This window comes from Brumicola pallidula DSM 14239 = ACAM 615, from assembly GCF_000428905.1.
Classification (GTDB): Bacteria; Pseudomonadota; Gammaproteobacteria; order Enterobacterales; family Alteromonadaceae; genus Glaciecola; species Glaciecola pallidula.
Genome location: NZ_AUAV01000022.1, coordinates 1 through 18,638, shown reverse-complemented (window position 1 = coordinate 18,638; position 18,638 = coordinate 1). Strand labels below are relative to the sequence as shown.

The window sequence follows — 18,638 nt, the reverse complement described above, 5'->3', positions numbered from 1 at the left end:
TCCAGTATTATTACTTAGCTGTCAAAAGTCTGTTGTATGCAATTAACTTCCGCTTTTCAAAGTATAGATAAATCACAATTAAAGAATATCGCCGGTGGTATGGGCGCGCCAATCGTGGTTTTAGCTATTATGGGCATGGTTATCCTGCCCATGCCGGCAATCTTATTGGATGTGCTTTTCAGTTTCAATATTGCGTTGTCACTGGTTATTATTTTGGTCTCAGTATTAACTAAACGGCCTATCGATTTTGGCATATTTCCACTGGTTCTGTTAATCGCTACCGTTCTGCGTTTGGCGCTTAACGTGGCCTCTACGCGAATTGTGCTGTTGGACGGGCATGAAGGTGGAGACGCGGCAGGCAAAGTAATACAATCGTTTGGTGAAGTTGTTATTGGTGGCAATTACGTTGTCGGTGTCGTCGTATTTGCGATCTTGCTTATCATCAACTTTAAAGTGGTTACAGCAGGAGCAGGTCGTATTTCTGAAGTAAGCGCCAGATTTACGTTGGACGCAATGCCCGGTAAGCAAATGGCGATTGATGCTGATTTGAATGCAGGCTACATCGACTCAGACCAAGCTCGAACGCGAAGAGAAGAAATCACCGCTGAAGCTGATTTCTATGGTTCGATGGACGGTGCATCAAAATTTGTAAAAGGGGACGCGATCGCGGGCCTTTTCATTATGCTAATCAATATTGTTGGTGGTCTTTTTGTTGGCATGTATCAACATGATTTAGATTTTTCTACTGCCATGGAAGTTTATATTATTCTTACCATTGGTGACGGTTTGGTGGCGCAAATCCCATCGTTACTACTGTCTGTCGCCACCGCAATTATCGTGACTCGCGAAAATGATTCGCAAGAAATGGGTCATGAAATTCGAGAGCAATTAGCCAATCGCAAAGCACTTTATATTACTTCAGGAATATTATTTATAATGGGTGTTGTACCAGGAATGCCCCACGTGGCCTTCCTAGGTTTTTCGACTGCTGTTTTCGCATACGCTTTCTTTAGAGACAAAATGAAAGCCAAGGAAGCGCAAGAAAAATCACTGGTGGAAGCAATGCCAGATGTGAACAAAGGACCAAGTGAAATGAAAGAACTTGGTTGGGATGATGTTCAACATGTTGACACTATTGGTTTAGAAGTTGGCTACCGTCTCATTCCACTTGTGGATAAGTCGCAGGGTGGTGAACTATTGACGCGAATTAAAGGTGTGCGTAAAAAACTGTCGCAAGAACTCGGCTTTCTTATCCCCCCTGTACATATTCGCGATAATTTAGACTTTTCACCAAATGCGTACTCTATTTCAATGATGGGTGTGTCAATCGGTGATGCTGAGATCAGTCACGATAACGAGCTTGCGATTAATCCGGGCCAAGTATTCGGCGAGCTTTCAGGCACTAAGACAAAGGATCCTGCTTTTGGGCTAGATGCGGTGTGGATCAAAGCTAATCAACGCGAACACGCGCAAACGTTGGGTTATACGGTTGTTGATTCAGCTACTGTCGTGGCGACACACTTGAGTCAGTTATTGACAACCAATGCTTATCAATTATTGGGACATGAAGAAGTGCAGCAACTTCTCGATATGCTTGAGAAGACTAATCCGAAGTTAGTTGAGGGACTGGTGCCTGATATTTTGTCACTAAGTACCATGGTTAAAGTATTACAAACCTTATTATATGAAGGTGTACCGATTAGGGATATGCGGACTATTTGTCAAACACTCTGTGAGTATGGACCGAAGAGCCAAGACCCCGATGTATTGGTGTCTGCATTGCGTATTGCGTTGAAGCGTTTGATTGTGCAAGACATTACCTCGGGCGGTGATGAAATACCCGTTATTACATTAGCTCCAGACTTGGAACAAATGTTGCATAAGTCATTACAGGCAGGTGGTGAAGATGGCGCTGGAATAGAGCCAGGCCTTGCAGAAAAGATTCAGCAATCATTAACTGAGGCAAGTCAGCAACAAGAACTCGCTGGCGAACCATCAGTGTTATTAACATCAGGGATGCTACGTCCGGTGTTATCAAGATTCTTAAAACACGCTGTTGTAGGTTTACATGTGTTGTCTTATCAAGAGATACCAGACGACAAACAAATAAAAATAGTGTCATCAGTCGGTCAATAAACTGACGCATTACATACACTAACGAGGGCATCATGAAAATTAGACGTTTTTTTGGCAAAGATATGCGTGAAGCGCTCAAGCAAGTTAAAGACGAGCTTGGCGGCGATGCAGTTATTATGTCTAATAAAAAAGTAGCAGATGGCGTCGAGCTGGTCGCAGCAGTTGATAAAGAGACCGAGATGACAAAACCAGCACCAACCATTAGCTTGGGTAAAAAAGCAAAAAATACGCCCACGTTAAGTGAAATAATCGGTGATGATGGACCTGATAGTCTCAAAGCACTGTTGGAAAAACAGCATGCGGGTCAACTTGGTGAAGAAGGTAGTGTTGGTTTTACTAGTGTGCAACATGCAAATGCAGCGCATACACAACAACGAAATAATGGTTCGAGTCAATATGTACCAGCTCCAAGTCAACATCATCCTCGTGTTAGTCAGGCATATGCTGATTCGCAGCAAGCAGAAAAACGTCTTCGTGAAGCTGAGCTAAGCCACCAATATGTCAGAACGCCGGTGCATAAACCGATTGACGATTTTCCAATAAAACAAGATTTTTCTGATAGTCAAGCATCTGATTTATTCAGTCAAGACAATAAGTTACCTTCCAGTGACGGGCTTGAATTAATTAAATCAGAACTTGCTTCGATTCGTAATGTTTTACAATATCAAGTCAATGGCTTAAGTGACGAAAAAAATAAACGTAAAAACCCAACGCATTATTTTCTGGGTAATAAGTTGTTAGGTATGGGCATTAGTGAAAAGCTCTGTGCACAACTAATAAGCTTTCTTCCACCCCAAGCATCTGAGACAGAAGGCTGGGATTATTTACTTAATCTCATCTCAAACCGTTTGCATATAGGTGGTAATGATATATTACAGCAATCAGGTATTGTTGCACTAGTTGGCGCAACGGGCACAGGTAAAACCACAACAGTGGCTAAACTAGCGGCTAAATATGCGCAAAAATTTGGTGCAAATGAAGTTGCTATGATCACCGTTGATACATATCGAATTGCGGCTTTTGAGCAATTGGCGACATATGGGAAAATTATTGGCTGTACTGTGAAAAAAGCGCAGACTTCTGAAGAGTTAGCCCATATACTTTATCAATTAAGACATAAAAAATTAGTCTTGATTGATACGGCTGGTTTCAGTCAGCGTGATGCTCGTTTAGTGACGCAGCTCAATGACTACGAGAAAGAAACGACTGCTAATATTAAAAAATATTTAGTGTTACCTGCAGGTGCGCAGTATCAAGTGTTACATCAAACCATACAGGCGTATAAGAATATAAACCTAACGGGTTGTATTTTTAGTAAATTAGATGAGTGTTATAGCCTTGGCGAAGCACTTAGCGTAGTGATTGAAAACGACCTTAGACTAAGCTACGTAACGGATGGACAGAGAGTGCCAGAAGACATAAAACTTGCAGATGCAAAAAATTTAATAATGGTCGCGTCAAAACTTTATAAAAAGTATGCTTTGGCGCATACTAATGCAACAAGCTTTGACGCGGGTGTCAGAGCCGTATGATAGAAGATCAAGCGAGTAGCTTAAGAAAAATGAATCAGTCCAAATTAATTAAGGTCATGGCAGTCACTGGCGGTAAGGGTGGCGTAGGTAAAACTAATGTGTCTTTAAATTTAGCTATATCCTTGGCCAAACAAGGAAAACGTGTGTTGGTACTTGATGCTGATTTAGGCCTAGCAAATTGTGACGTTTTACTTGGATTGCGTGTAGATAAAAATTTATCACATGTGCTTCGAGGTGAATGCACCTTGGACGACATTTTAGTCACCGGTCCGCATGGCGTTAAAATTGCGCCAGCCACATCAGGCTCGCAGTCAATGGCCGAACTAGGCTCAACAGAACATGCAGGCCTGATAAGAGCCTTTAGCGAGTTGCGCACTGATATTGAAGTGCTGATTGTTGATACGGCAGCGGGTATCTCCGACATGGTCATGAGTTTTTCTCGCGCAGCGCAAGACGTGCTTGTGGTTGTGTGTGATGAACCTACATCGTTGACCGATGCTTATGCATTGATAAAAATTCTGAACCGTGAACATGGCGTTTTTAAGTTTAAGATTATCGCTAATATGGTTCGCAGTGAAAAAGAAGGGAAAGAACTCTTTAGTAAGCTTTCCAAGGTGACAGGGCGATTTTTGGATGTTGCATTAGAGTTGGTGGGTATTATTCCATTTGACGAAAACATTCGTAAATCAGTACGCAAACAAGCTGCGATCGTTGATGCATATCCATCATCGCCTGCGGCATTGGCGATCACTAGCTTAGCTCAAAAATCCATGACATGGCCTATTCCGGAGCAACCGGGCGGACATTTGGAATTTTTTATTGAGCAGTTAGTATCGAGAAACGAGTAGGTAACTAATTAGTGAGTAACAAAGTGGCTGTCTATCAACAACAAATTGATAAAAACCAATTGGTCGAGCGACATGCTCCTTTGGTTAAAAGAATCGCTCACCATCTTATAGCAAGGTTGCCAGCAAGTGTCCTCGTGGACGACTTGATTCAAGCAGGGATGATTGGTTTGCTTGAAGCAGCAAAAAACTTTGATGGTTCTAAGGGCGCAAGTTTTGAGACCTTTGCTGGTATTCGCATTCGCGGTTCTATGCTCGATGAAATTCGAAAAGGTGACTGGACTCCGCGTTCGGTGCATAAGAATAGTCGCGCAATAACGCAAGCTATTTCTCAAGTAGAAAAAGCCACAGGCCGCGACGCACGAGATATAGATGTAGCTGAAAGGCTACAAGTATCAGTGCAAGAATACCACCAAATGTTAAATGAAGTGAACGCGGGTAAGCTTGTTGGAATTGAGGATCTTGGCGTAAGCGAAGACGTTCTTACAACAGACGCAACAAAAGGTGAAAACAGTCCTTTTGAAAATATGGTGCAAGGATCATTTCAGAAAGCGCTAGCACGGGCGATAACAACATTACCAGAGCGAGAGGCGATAGTGCTCTCACTCTATTATGATGAAGAACTAAATTTGCGCGAAATTGGCGAAGTGCTCGAGGTAAGTGAATCTCGAGTGAGTCAAATTCATAGTCAAGCGATGTTAAAGTTAAAGTCGAAAATGCAGTCTTGGCGAACAGCCGACTGAGTTTTTTGCTTTTTTTATAGTTAATTTGTACCTCAGCGGAGGCAGTTTTGAATAAAAATATGAAAATCCTAGTTGTTGATGATTTTTCAACCATGAGGCGTATCATTAAGAATTTGTTAAAAGACCTCGGCTTTACTAGCATTCAAGAGGCTGACGACGGCAATACTGCGTTGCCGATGCTTTTGCAAGGTGATTTCGATTTTGTTGTGACAGATTGGAATATGCCTGGCATGCAAGGCATTGACCTCTTACGTGCTATTCGGGCCAATGATAACTTAAAGCACTTGCCTGTTTTAATGGTAACAGCGGAAGCGAAAAAAGAGCAAATCGTTGCCGCGGCTCAAGCCGGCGTGAATGGTTATGTCGTTAAACCGTTCACAGCAGCGACACTGCAAGAAAAACTTGAAAAGATTTTTCAGCGTCTCGGTTAACAGCGATATTTCTTAATGGGGTAACGTTGGATGACAACGACAGAGAGAGACTTAGTTTCGCTAGATGAAGCGAAGCTACTAGTAGAATATCTAGAAAAAGGTGATCGCGAGCAAGCGAATGCGCTTGTCGATACAATCACGATGAGAGAGTCAACTGAGCTTTTTTCTGAAGTAGGAAAATTGACCCGCCAGTTACATGACTCACTTAATAACTTCCAAGTGGATGAGCGGATTGCGAATTTAATGCAAGATGAGATCCCCGACGCTCGAGCACGACTTATATACGTTATAGAAGAAACAGAAAAAGCAGCGAACACCACCATGGACGCTGTCGAAGCAAGTATGCCTATTGCTGAAGGTTTGAATCAGCGGATCACTAGCATTATGCCCGAATGGCAGAAATTAATGGGCCGCCAAATTGAATTAGGTGAGTTTAAGGACCTGTGTCACAAACTCGATAAACTGCTATCCGATGCAGCCATTGATGCTGATGCACTAAATACCTTGCTTACTGAAATATTGATGGCCCAGGGCTATCAGGATTTAACTGGGCAGGTAATTCGTCGCGTCATTGAGTTGGTTAAAGAAGTTGAAGATAGCCTTGTTTCGATGCTAACAGCATTTGGCGATGTTGCAGAATTGACACTAATTGAAGATAATCCTCAAACTTCTAAGAAAAAGACCGATATAGTAAAGGCCGAAGGGCCAATTATCGATGCAGATACTCGCGACGACGTAGTTAGTGGACAAGACGACGTTGATGATTTGCTGTCAAGTTTAGGGTTTTAGGGGAGCCGACGAATGTCGTTTGAGTTTGACGAGGAAATAATGCAAGATTTCCTGGTGGAAGCCGGAGAAATACTTGAACAACTCCAAGAACAACTTGTTGATCTAGAAAATAGGCCTGAAGATACTGAGTTACTTAACGCAATATTTCGGGGTTATCACACGGTCAAAGGGGGTGCGGGGTTTTTAGCATTAACCGAGCTCGTTAATATCTGCCATGGTGCAGAAAACGTCTTTGATGCTATGCGCAATGGTCAGCGCACACTAACGCCAGAACTAATGGATGTTATTCTGCAAGCAACTGATGTTGTGGTTGATATGTTTGAAAAGGTGAAACTAAGAGAGCCTCTCGAAGCGGCACCAGCCGACCTTATTGCTGTTTTGCATAAATTAAGTAAGCCAGAGACTGCCGACGAACACATTTTCTCACTAGAGCCGGTGTCACCCGCTCTAGTGGGAGCAACCGAAGTGACTATTGATGGGGGTGACGAACTCATTATAGAAAATAATGCGTCTGATGGCATTGATGAGATTTCAGAAGACGAATTCGAAGCCTTGCTAGATGAATTACATGGTAGTGGAGGACCAACTAAAGCCTCAGCACCGGTTCCTGCAGTATCTGATGCGGGTGATATTAGCGACGACGAATTTGAAGCATTGCTAGATGACTTACATGGCAAAGGCCAATTTAAGGTTGAAGAGCGCGCGGCAGACTCAAGTGCAGCGCCAACAGTGAGCAATAATTCAGACGAAATTACCGATGATGAGTTTGAAGCCTTACTCGATCAATTGCATGGTGAAGGTAAATCGCCGATTGAAGCCACGGATAATAAATCTGCTGTAAAAGTAGTAGATGAGCCAGTGATTGAAAAACCAAGCACTGCTGCAAAAGCTGAAGATAAACCAATTACCGAAGTACCTTCTAATCCGCAGCCAACAGCAAAAGCAGTGCCACAAACAGCTCCACCGCTCGTGAAAAAAGATGATAAGAAGCCAAGTGGATCTCCGCAAGCTGAAACAACGGTCCGTGTAGATACTAAAAGACTCGATCAAATTATGAACATGGTTGGTGAACTCGTGCTAGTGCGCAACCGTTTATTGAGCTTAGGCATAAATAATCCTGATGAGAGCATGGCAAAAGCAATCGCTAATTTAGACGTGGTAACCGGCGATTTGCAAGGTGCGGTGATGAAAACCCGCATGCAACCAATCAAGAAAGTGTTTGGCCGTTTTCCTCGTGTTGTTCGCGATTTAGCCAGAACACTTAAAAAAGAAATCACACTTGAATTAGTTGGCGAAGAAACAGATTTAGATAAAAACCTCGTGGAAGCGCTTGCTGATCCGCTGGTGCATTTGGTCAGAAACTCGGTTGACCATGGTATTGAAATGCCAGAAGAGCGTGAAGCTCAAGGCAAGCCTAGAATGGGTATCGTGAAATTATCAGCGTCGCAAGAAGGTGATCATATTCTTCTCACCATCGATGATGATGGTAAAGGAATGGACCCTGAAAAGCTGAAAGAAATTGCGATTAGTCGCGGTGTTTTGGATGCTGATTCAGCAGCCAGAATGTCAGATGTTGAAGCGTTCAATTTAATCTTCGCCCCCGGTTTTTCGACCAAAGTCGAAATTAGTGAAGTCTCTGGTCGCGGTGTTGGTATGGATGTGGTCAAAACTAAAATAAACCAACTTAACGGTTCGGTGAGTATTACTTCCGAGCTTGGCAAAGGCACTAGATTAGCAATTAAAGTGCCATTAACGCTGGCGATATTACCAACATTAATGATCATTGTAGGTGCTCAAACATTTGCGCTACCGCTGGGTTCGGTTAGTGAAATTATCAATATGGATATTAGTAAAACGCATAAAGTTGATGGTCAATTAACGATGATTGTCAGGTCTAAAGCTATTCCGCTATTCTACCTTGGTGATTGGTTAAACCGTATTCCGGTAGATGTTGATCGCTCGCGAGGTCACGTTGTTGTGATGCAAATGGGGACTCAACAGGTCGGGTTTGTGGTTGATTCACTCATTGGCCAAGAAGAGGTTGTGATTAAGCCTCTGGATGCCTTGTTACAAGGTACGCCTGGAATGGCCGGAGCAACGATTACCTCCGACGGTGGCATAGCATTAATATTAGACGTTCCAAGTCTACTGAAAAGGTACGTTTAGATTAACATTCTGATAAACTAAACGTAGATTTCAAATCAGCAAAAAGGGCTTTACAAAAACGATGCGATATCGAGTGTTGATTGTTGATGATTCGACGTTTTATAGAAGACGTTTAACATCTGTTTTAGAAAAAGACCCAAGTATACAAGTAGTTGGTCAGGCTGTTAATGGTTTAGAAGCTGTTCAAAAAGCCATTGAATTAAAACCTGATGTGATCATGATGGATGTTGAGATGCCGATTATGGGTGGTATCGAAGCTGTTGGCAAAATTATGCGGGCTTCGCCTACGGCTATTCTAATGTTTTCTTCGTTGACGCAAGCGGGGGCACAAGAAACATTTGATGCCTTAGACGCAGGTGCGATAGACTTTATTCCCAAAAAATTTGATGACATCAGCACTGAACGACCCGAAGCTATATTGTTTATTCAACGCCGTGTGAAAGCGCTTGCTCGCGGCGGCGTAGACACGCCTAATGACCTTGCAAAAGTTGACGTTTCCCCTTCTTCTGCGGTGATAGGAAATTTCCAATCAAGCACTCATTTGACGTTGCAACAGCGAACATCTGCGAAACTTGAAACTTCATTGACGCCGCTGCCAGCTTCTGGAAAACGTTATAAATTATTGTTTATTGGTGCAAGCACCGGCGGTCCTGTTGCTCTGCAAAAAGTAATTAGTGACCTGCCCAGTGACTTTCCTTATCCTGTTATTTTGGTTCAGCATATGCCAGGCACGTTTACATCGGCTTTTGCACAACGCCTTGATAAACATTCTCAAATGAGAGTAAAGCTGGCTCAGGACAATGATAGGCTTGAAAAAGGCACCGTATATTTGGCCGAAGGTGGAAAGCAAATGCAGATTGTCGGTGTCGGTGCATTTGCTAAAATAAGTATTATAGATACGCCAAAAAATAGTACGATTGTCTACCATCCTAGTATCGATTTCACAATGGAGTCGTTAGTGTCTGCATTTGCTGGTGATATATTGAGTGTTATATTAACCGGAATGGGAGCTGAAGGAGCCATTGGTGGGCAGTTGCTGAAAGCCAAAGGGGCGACAATCTGGGCACAAGATGAAAAGTCCTGCGTGGTCTATGGTATGCCCAGAGCGGTCGCCGAATCTGGAAGTTGTGATAGAGTAATTCCATTAGATAATATTGCACAGCACATCATTACTGAAATGAGCGTGTGAACTAATAAAGCATACATGAGTTTGTAGCAAATTGAATATTTGGACAGTCGCAAATCAGAAAGGTGGCGTGGGTAAAACTACCACAGCCGTAACACTTGGTGGGCTTTTAGCTCAGCAGGGAGAGCGCGTTTTACTTGTTGATACCGACCCGCACGCTAGCCTTAGTTATTATTTTGGTATTGATTCAGAAATGCTTGATATCAGTATCTACGACGTTTTTGCGCAACCAGAAAAATATATGGGACAAGCGTTGCTTGACTCGCTTTGTCTCACAAAAGTGAAGGGCCTGATGGTGTTACCTGCGACTATGGCATTAGCCACGCTGGACCGTAAAATGGGCATGGAAAGTGGCAAAGGGTTGATATTGAAAAAGGCACTCGCTTCTATTCAGCGTCAATTTGATTACGTGATAATTGATTGCCCTCCTATATTGGGGGTATCCATGGTCAATGCGCTAGCATGCAGTAACAGGATAATAGTGCCGGTGCAAACGGAGCATTTAGCACTGAAAGGGTTGGACAGAATGATGCGCACTCTCAAAATAATGCGTAGAACGATGCCAGATAGTATTCCTATTAGTATTATTGCCACCATGTTTGATAGACGCGTAAATGCAACAATTCGAGCCTATACAAGACTTACTGAGGATTATCCTGAACAATTGTGGCGCGGATTTATTCCTGTCGACACCAAGTTTAGAGACGCCAGCGCAGCGCAAGTTCCAGCGTCTCTTTTTGCACCAAAATGCAGAGGTGTTTTTGCATACCAGAAGTTTTTAAAGGATATAGCGAGTGAAGGATAAGAATGAATTTGCCAAGGAAAGCATCGTAGAGGACTATTTGACTGATTTGCTCACCGAATCACGAGCCGAATCGACTTTTGACAAAGCCATGACGCAAAAACTGTTAGATCAAGCAGATGAAGACAGCCAAAAGTTACAAATAAGCATAAATAAACACAGTGAAATTAATGCAGAAGCGATTGCAGAACTGCCTGTTAATGATTTTTTGACGCCATTGCTTGAGCCAAAAACCAGTAATTTGGATACGCAGCCGCAGATAATTCAACAAGATAATAAAGAAAATCAAATTCAGGTCGAAACAGAGACAAGCCGTACGGAAGTTTCTGCGCCAATCAGCTTACAAGATTCGCTCAATGACCGTTTTCAAGCGCTGTTTTTTGAAGTGGCTGGATTAACTTTAGCAGTTCCACTAATTGAGTTGGGTGGGATACATGAAATAAGCAAAATAGCGCCCATAATAGGAAAGCCGGAGTGGTTCATGGGTGTTATGCTAAAGGATCAAGAAAGCTTCAACGTCATAGATTCAGCGCGTTGGGTAATGCCAGAGAAGTACGATGATGAAATGGCAGAAAATCTGAATTATCGATTTTTAATCAACTTGGGTAAAACGCCTTGGGGCCTTACTTGCGAAAAGTTGATTAATACAGTTGAACTGAATAAATCAGATGTAAAATGGCGGAATAATTCAAGTAAGCGCCCATGGTTAGCAGGCATGGTTAAAGACAGGATGTGTGCTTTAATTAATGTTGCGGAACTTGTTGTAATGCTCAAAGCAGGCTTAAACAGCAAGTGACAGTTAACAAATAGCAAATTATGTTGTGTGACGGAGTAAAGTAAATGAGCCAAGATAGAACAAGGGTTACCGCGAGCGACCCAAATGACGAGGTGTTGCAATGGGTGACTTATCGCTTAGATGAGGAAACTTATGGGATCAATGTTATGCAAGTTCAGGAAGTCCTGCGCTACACAGAGATAGCGCCGGTTCCAGGAGCACCAGAATACGTGCTTGGCATTATCAACTTACGCGGTAACGTTGTGACTGTTATTGATACTAGGTCGCGCTTTGGTTTGCCACCAACCGATATTACTGACAATTCACGTATTGTTATTATCGAGTCTGACGAGCAAGTGGTCGGTATTTTAGTCGACAGCGTCGCCGAAGTTGTCTATTTGCGTTCATCCGAAATTGACAGTGCTCCCAACGTAGGTACCGAAGAAAGCGCTAAATTTATTCAAGGCGTTAGTAACAGAAGCGGTGAATTACTTATTTTAGTCGACCTCAATAAATTATTGAGCGATGATGAATGGGACGAAATGAGCAGTCTATAGCAACGGTTTATCGGCTAAAGCATTTTTTGCAGTCCGAGTTGAATGAAAAAAATACCGTGCCTTGTCACGGTATTTTTGTATTTATTCAGGTGAATGCGTTACATTTGAATATACTCATAAAAAAATAATAAGTAAGTTTACCAATGCAAGAAATTTCTGTGACAAATATGCTGCTTCTGTGTATTTCCTTTCTTGGCTTAGGCCTCGCCATTATTGCCATTCAGGCGAATAGAAAGCTTAGCTTGCGACTTAATAAAGCCTTGGAGTTAATGAATAGCCTGCACAAATTCAATGAAACCCATCAAGCTAAATTCAATACGCTTGAGCAAAAGCATGAGAAATTGCATGAAAAATACAAACAATCACTAACCTCTGAGCTGGAAGATATGCTGTATAACTTGAAAACGAGTACGTCCAAAGCGCATGCTTCTGAGATAGAGATGATCAAAGTAGATGTTGACAAACTAATGGCCAAAATCGATGAGCTGTCACAACAAGATCCGACGGCTAAAATGTACGCGAAGGCACACAGCCTAGTCGCGTCTGGTGCCAGGATAGATGAAATCATGGATGCCTGTGACTTACCGCAAGCCGAAGTTGAAGTGTTGATTGGATTTCAGAAAAAGGCACGCAAATAAAAGAAGAGCACCTATTCACGCTCTTGCCTGACCTTGATGTGCTGCCTAGTTTTTGATGTTACGGGGCTTTCTGACGCAGCCTACTGGGCAACGATACTTTGTGATAGCCCTTTTGATGTGCAAGTGTTGGAAGGTATACGCTTTCCTGAGTTGGCAGACAAAGCTGCGGTTACTAGTGCGCTGAGACACAAAAAACCAAGTTTACTTAATTTAGACGTCTAGACGTAAATATATTGACTTTTTGCTTGATATAGCCACAATGATACCTTCATTGAAAGAGAAACATGCATTTGCAATTCGTATGTATTTATAGATAGGTGGTATCCATGCCCATTAAAATTCCTTCCGATCTGCCAGCATTGGATGTGTTGCTGCAAGAAAACATCTTTGCCATGGACAGTAATCGCGCCGCGAGCCAGAATATTCGTCCGCTAGAAGTGGGGATATTGAATTTAATGCCAAATAAAATTGAAACTGAAATTCAGATTTTGAGATTATTGTCTAATACACCCATTCAAATTAACGTCGACTTAATTCGCTTTGATGAAGCGACGCCAAAAAATACATCTAAGTCACATATGGATGCGTTCTACCACGAGTTTAGTGAAGTGTCCGATAAAAACTATGATGGCTGGATTGTGACTGGTGCACCCTTAGGTATGTTGGAATATGAAGACGTTAAATACTGGGACAAAATGACCGAATTGTTAGATTGGGCCGAAGAAAACGTGCAATCAACTATTTTTCTCTGCTGGGCAGCCCATGCCGCGATGTATCATTTTTATGGCGTTCAACGTCAATTACGAACAAACAAGTTATCTGGGGTATTCGAACACGATGTTTTGCATCCGAATGACGAACTAATGCGTGGTTTTGATCCTCGCTTTTGGGCTCCTCACAGTCGCGTTGGTGAAATTCTTAAACAGGATTATGAGAAGGTGCCGGGATTAAGTATATTAGCTCAATCAGCCGAAGCGGGGACATATATCAGCGCAACAGATGATCGCCGCTTGGTTTTTATTACAGGCCATCCAGAATATGACTCCAATACACTAGCGCAAGAGTATGAGCGTGATGTTGAAGCCGGCTTTGAACCTGTTGTTCCTGAGAACTACTTTACTGATAATGACCCCACTAAAGAGCCTATTGTGCGCTGGAAATCGCATGGTAATTTACTACTGACTAACTGGCTTAATCATTACGTATATCAAAATACGCCATATGATTTAAGTACACTAAGACGACGTGAATGCTAGATTTATTCGACACCGTTCAAGCAACGCTCAGTTTAAAATTGCAAAATAAAAGAGAGACACAGTGAGTAAGACCTTAAATAGCTTGAATCGCCTAACTAGCATTGCAAAGCAGCGCATATTGATACTAGATGGTGCGATGGGAACAATGATCCAACAGCAGCAATTGGATGAAGCTGATTATCGGGGCGAACAATATAAAAATTGGCATTGCGATGTGAAAGGCAATAATGATTTATTAGCCATTACTCAACCTGACATTATCAAGAATATTCATCGTCAATATCTCGCGGCAGGTGCCGATATTATTGAAACCAATACATTCAATGCGACCACCATTTCGATGTCAGATTACGACATGCAAGATGAGGCTCGTCAAATTAACTTAAGCGCAGCCAAATTAGCGCGTGAAGCGGCTGACGAATTTAGCGCTAAAACGCCAGATAAACCGCGTTTTGTTGCTGGCGTTATTGGCCCAACGAGTCGGACAGCGTCTATTTCACCGGATGTTAATGATCCCGGTAAGCGCAATGTACATTTTGATGAGCTTGTTGAAGCTTACAAAGAATCAACACATGCGCTTATTGAAGGTAAAGTAGATTTAATATTAATCGAGACGATTTTTGATACCTTAAATGCCAAAGCCGCTATTTATGCAGTGGAAGAGGTGTTTGAAGAATCGGGTATCACTTTACCAGTGATGATTTCAGGCACCATTACTGACGCATCGGGGCGTACATTGTCAGGTCAGACGTCGGAAGCTTTTTATTATTCAATGCGCCATGTTAAACCATTCTCGGTTGGTTTAAATTGCGCCTTAGGGCCTGACCTGTTGCGTCAGTACGTAGCTGAAATTTCGCGCATTGCGCAGTGCAATGTGTCCGCTCATCCGAATGCCGGTTTACCTAATGAGTTTGGTGAATATGACATGGAAGCTGAAGAGCTTTCTGAGCACTTAAAAGAATGGGCTGAATCGGGCTTAGTCAATATTCTAGGTGGTTGCTGTGGCAGCACGCCTGAGCATATTCGACAAGTTGCCCAGGCTGTTTCTGGGATATCTCCTCGTCAATTACCTGACATTGAAATTAAAATGCGTTTATCGGGCTTAGAGCCCTTCGTTCATTAGGATTTTTTGTGACTACTGATTTTTCTAGATTTATCAATGTAGGTGAACGAACCAACGTAACAGGTTCAGCTATGTTCAAGCGCTTGATTTTGGAAGATGATTTCGAAGCAGCCCTCGACGTTGCTCGTCATCAGGTCGCCAATGGTGCGCAAATTATCGATATCAACATGGATGAAGCCATGTTGGACTCCGAAGCTGCAATGGTACGTTTTCTTAATCTAATTGCATCTGAACCAGACATTTCTCGTGTTCCAATTATGATTGACTCATCTAAATGGTCAATTATTGAAGCGGGGTTAAAATGCGTTCAAGGCAAAGCGATCGTTAACTCAATTAGCTTAAAAGAGGGCGAAGCACTGTTTTTAGCGCAAGCGAAAAAAATTAAACGCTACGGTGCTGCTGCGGTCGTTATGGCATTTGATGAGAGCGGTCAAGCCGATACGCAAGTGCGTAAGTTCGAAATATGTAAACGTAGCTATAAACTGTTAGTTGAAAAACTCGATTTTCCGCCTGAAGACATTATTTTCGATCCCAATATATTTGCCGTTGCCACCGGTATTGAGGAGCACAATAATTATGCGGTGGACTTCATTGAGGCAACACGTCAAATTCGTGAACATTTGCCGCATTGTCATGTGTCAGGTGGTTTATCCAACATATCGTTCTCATTTCGTGGTAACAATCCTGTGCGTGAAGCTATGCACAGCGTATTTCTGTATTATGCAATTCGCGCCGGCATGGACATGGGAATTGTCAATGCGGGGCAATTAGAAGTTTACGATCAGATCCCCCCCGAGCTAAGAGATGCAGTCGAAGATGTCATACTCAACCGTCATTCTGGCGCCACTGATAAATTACTTGAACTAGCTCCTAAATATCAAGGCGATGGTAAAGCGGCGGCAAAAGAAGATTTAACGTGGCGCGAGTGGCCGGTTAGCAAACGCTTAGAACATGCATTAGTCAAAGGTATTACCGATTACATCATTGCTGACACCGAGGAAGCTCGGCTCGCCGCTGAGCGTCCATTGCACGTCATAGAAGGTCCGTTAATGGACGGTATGAATGTGGTCGGTGATTTATTTGGTGAAGGTAAAATGTTTTTACCGCAAGTGGTGAAGTCCGCGCGTGTGATGAAAAAAGCGGTGGCTCACTTACAGCCTTATATTGAAGCCGAAAAGTCTGGTGTGCGCAGTTCAAACGGCAAAATCATAATGGCAACAGTGAAAGGCGACGTACATGATATTGGCAAAAATATCGTGGGTGTTGTATTGCAATGCAATAATTTTGAAGTAATTGACTTAGGCGTAATGGTTCCAGCAGCCAAAATTTTGCAGGTGGCTAAAGACGAAAATGCTGACATGATTGGACTGTCAGGACTAATAACGCCATCGCTCGATGAAATGGTGCAAGTTGCCAAAGAAATGCAGCGTCTAAAAATGGATTTGCCGCTGCTAATTGGTGGTGCGACAACATCAAAAGCGCATACAGCAGTAAAAATAGAACAGAATTATGACCATCCGGTTATTTATGTTGCCAATGCAAGTCGCGCTGTTGGCGTATGTCAGAAGCTAATTTCACTGGAACATCGCGGTGCTTATGCTGCCGAAATTTCCGCAGAATACGAAAAGGTTCGTATCGCGCATGCGAAGAAAACGCCACGCACCAAAGCAATTAATTTTAGCGATGCAAAGACTAATAAATTTAGCTGTGACTGGTCAAATTATGAGCCGGTTAAACCCAATTTCCTTGGTGTTAAAACCGTTGAGGTGGATTTAAATACACTAAGAAAGTACATTGATTGGACGCCCTTTTTCTTAACCTGGTCGCTTGCGGGTAAATACCCTCGCATTCTTAATGATGAGGTTGTTGGGGATGAAGCAAAGAGCGTGTTTAAAGACGCAAATGACATGCTAGATAGTCTTTGCGCCAGCAAAAAACTCAAAGCGAAGGGCCGCGTGGGTATTTTCCGTGCTAATTCTCAAGGTGAAGATGTCTTGGTCTTTAGTCCAAACACACATGGTGATGACAACGGCCATAACAATAATATTCAGAATTTAACTGGGTCTCATATTGGCGTTGCACGTCATTTACGTCAACAAACACATAAGCCAAAAGGTCCAAATTACTGTTTAAGTGATTTTGTTATGCCTTTATCGCAACGTCGTACTGATTACATGGGGGCTTTTGCTGTCACCGCTGGCATCGGTGAGGAGCAGATAGCTAATGCGTATGAAGATGACGGTGATGACTACAACTCTATCATGAGTAAAGCGATTGCAGACAGACTGGCGGAAGCCTTTGCTGAATACCTGCATGAGCAGGTGCGGACAGATTTGTGGGGTTACAGCAAAGATGAACAGTTGGATAACGAGGCCCTGATTGGTGAAAAATATCAAGGTATTCGTCCTGCTCCTGGCTACTCTGCTTGCCCGGAACACACTGAAAAGCAACTGATTTGGGACCTGTTGGATGTTGAAGCCAGTATTGGTATGCAGTTAACATCTAGTTACGCTATGTGGCCCGGCGCATCGGTCTCAGGCTGGTATTTTGCACATCCAGAGTCGCGTTTTTTTGCGGTCGCAAAAATTCAACAAGATCAGCTTAAAGATTATGCTCAGCGCAAAGGTTGGTCAATAGCAGAAGCTGAAAAGTGGTTAACGCCGAATTTGAACAACTAAGCCATTTCGCCTTGAATAAGCTGTAAATAGACAGTTACTTTTATGCTGATGAGTTTTGTACTAGGGAGTTTTGATCATGACTACCTGTATTAGGTCAGTTGAAAAAAAACACTATCGACGAGACTGTTTGCTATTAAATAGGATAAAAGATGCAACCGAAACCGTTTAGTCAAGCTTGTGAAAACAATAAAAAACCGATCCTAAAACAGCTTAAGAAAGCATTTTCTAAGGTTCATAATGTACTTGAAGTTGGCTCAGGTACAGGCCAACACGCGGCGTACTTTGCAGCTAAGTTACCGCACGTGCAATGGCACTGTTCGGATGTTGAAGAATACCATGATGGTATTAATCAGTGGATTGATGAGTTTCCAAGCGAGAATCTGAATCGACCATTGGTTCTAAAACTAGCGAGAGATGAGTGGCTTAGTCATTGTATAGTGTCGAATGAGCCGTTTGATGGCATATATACTGCGAATACAGCCCATATAATGCTCGAGCAGGAGATTAAATTATTAATGCAATCAGTAGCTGCCAACTTACCTAAAAATGGCGTATTTTGCCAATACGGGCCTTTTATCATAGATGGTCAGTTTAGCAGTCAAAGCAATCAAGAATTCCATGAGAAACTAATTTCAAGTGGATATGGAGGTTATCGTGATATTGAAGAGCTTGCTTGTTGGGCCCCGCAACTCACATTGAAAGAAAAAATTGAGATGCCGGCTAACAATATGATGTTGGTATGGCGATCTAAATAAGCGTTATTAAATATAAAGCACTATGAATGACTCATCAGTTATGAACCTTATTTTCCCTATTCAGATGTTGCGCCAGTTAATACACGCGTTAAAATGCAAAAAGCCCTACATTTTAATGTAGGGCTTTTTTGTTTGCCCAGCGAAGCTGGCAAACCCGTCAGGTTGAAAGAAACCTGAGTCACCCTGATTAAGGGGAAGACAATCCGAATGGCAAGTGCGTCACTGG

At 42.6% G+C, this 18,638-nt stretch carries 16 protein-coding genes; all 16 read left to right on the top strand.

Annotated features, from left to right (window positions below; genetic code table 11):
* The first annotated feature begins 36 nt into the window (after positions 1 to 36).
* The 16 genes from flhA (at position 37) to G399_RS0108475 (ending at position 18,412) form a co-directional block, all read left to right on the top strand.
* Entirely contained in the window at positions 37 to 2,136 is a 2,100-nt protein-coding gene (flhA, locus tag G399_RS0108555; RefSeq protein WP_006008424.1) for a flagellar biosynthesis protein FlhA, read from the top strand.
* A gap of 32 nt (positions 2,137 to 2,168) precedes the next feature.
* Positions 2,169 to 3,668 (top strand): flagellar biosynthesis GTPase FlhF, encoded by a 1,500-nt coding sequence (flhF, locus tag G399_RS0108550; RefSeq protein ID WP_006008422.1) that lies wholly within the window; start codon positions 2,169 to 2,171, stop codon positions 3,666 to 3,668.
* Positions 3,665 to 4,516, top strand: coding sequence for a MinD/ParA family ATP-binding protein (locus G399_RS0108545; protein ID WP_006008420.1), 852 nt, complete (start codon positions 3,665 to 3,667; stop codon positions 4,514 to 4,516). The genes flhF and G399_RS0108545 overlap by 4 nt, the downstream gene beginning before the upstream one ends.
* An 11-nt stretch (positions 4,517 to 4,527) precedes the next feature.
* On the top strand, positions 4,528 to 5,256 hold the full coding sequence (locus G399_RS0108540) for an RNA polymerase sigma factor FliA (protein ID WP_006008418.1): 729 nt from the start codon (positions 4,528 to 4,530) through the stop codon (positions 5,254 to 5,256).
* 47 nt (positions 5,257 to 5,303) lie between these two features.
* Positions 5,304 to 5,687: a chemotaxis response regulator CheY gene (cheY, locus tag G399_RS0108535; RefSeq protein WP_006008416.1), complete on the top strand. Its 384-nt coding sequence runs from the start codon at positions 5,304 to 5,306 to the stop codon at positions 5,685 to 5,687.
* Positions 5,688 to 5,717: 30 nt separating this feature from the next.
* The gene (locus tag G399_RS0108530; RefSeq protein ID WP_006008415.1) at positions 5,718 to 6,476 is read left to right on the top strand and encodes a protein phosphatase CheZ; all 759 of its coding nucleotides are present in this window, start codon (positions 5,718 to 5,720) and stop codon (positions 6,474 to 6,476) included.
* A 12-nt stretch (positions 6,477 to 6,488) separates the two neighbouring features.
* Positions 6,489 to 8,642, top strand: a complete 2,154-nt coding sequence (locus G399_RS0108525; RefSeq protein WP_006008413.1) for a chemotaxis protein CheA — start codon at positions 6,489 to 6,491, stop codon at positions 8,640 to 8,642.
* 61 nt (positions 8,643 to 8,703) lie between these two features.
* Positions 8,704 to 9,831: a protein-glutamate methylesterase/protein-glutamine glutaminase gene (locus G399_RS0108520; protein ID WP_006008411.1), complete on the top strand. Its 1,128-nt coding sequence runs from the start codon at positions 8,704 to 8,706 to the stop codon at positions 9,829 to 9,831.
* A gap of 31 nt (positions 9,832 to 9,862) precedes the next feature.
* A complete protein-coding gene (locus G399_RS0108515; RefSeq protein WP_026843589.1) occupies positions 9,863 to 10,633 on the top strand; it encodes a ParA family protein in 771 nt (256 codons plus the stop codon).
* On the top strand, positions 10,623 to 11,426 hold the full coding sequence (locus G399_RS0108510) for a chemotaxis protein CheW (RefSeq protein ID WP_006008407.1): 804 nt from the start codon (positions 10,623 to 10,625) through the stop codon (positions 11,424 to 11,426). Before G399_RS0108515 ends, G399_RS0108510 begins: the two co-directional genes overlap by 11 nt.
* Positions 11,427 to 11,470: 44 nt before the next feature.
* On the top strand, positions 11,471 to 11,962 hold the full coding sequence (locus tag G399_RS0108505; protein ID WP_006008405.1) for a chemotaxis protein CheW: 492 nt from the start codon (positions 11,471 to 11,473) through the stop codon (positions 11,960 to 11,962).
* A 143-nt stretch (positions 11,963 to 12,105) separates the two neighbouring features.
* Positions 12,106 to 12,600: a DUF2802 domain-containing protein gene (locus tag G399_RS0108500; protein WP_006008401.1), complete on the top strand. Its 495-nt coding sequence runs from the start codon at positions 12,106 to 12,108 to the stop codon at positions 12,598 to 12,600.
* A gap of 326 nt (positions 12,601 to 12,926) precedes the next feature.
* Positions 12,927 to 13,856, top strand: coding sequence for a homoserine O-succinyltransferase (locus G399_RS0108490; RefSeq protein WP_006008398.1), 930 nt, complete (start codon positions 12,927 to 12,929; stop codon positions 13,854 to 13,856).
* Between the two features lie 61 nt (positions 13,857 to 13,917).
* Positions 13,918 to 14,979 (top strand): homocysteine S-methyltransferase family protein, encoded by a 1,062-nt coding sequence (locus tag G399_RS0108485; RefSeq protein ID WP_006008397.1) that lies wholly within the window; start codon positions 13,918 to 13,920, stop codon positions 14,977 to 14,979.
* Positions 14,980 to 14,987: 8 nt separating this feature from the next.
* Positions 14,988 to 17,657, top strand: a complete 2,670-nt coding sequence (metH, locus tag G399_RS0108480) for a methionine synthase (RefSeq protein ID WP_006008396.1) — start codon at positions 14,988 to 14,990, stop codon at positions 17,655 to 17,657.
* 149 nt (positions 17,658 to 17,806) lie between these two features.
* Positions 17,807 to 18,412, top strand: coding sequence for a DUF938 domain-containing protein (locus G399_RS0108475; RefSeq protein WP_006008395.1), 606 nt, complete (start codon positions 17,807 to 17,809; stop codon positions 18,410 to 18,412).
* Positions 18,413 to 18,638 lie beyond the last annotated feature (226 nt).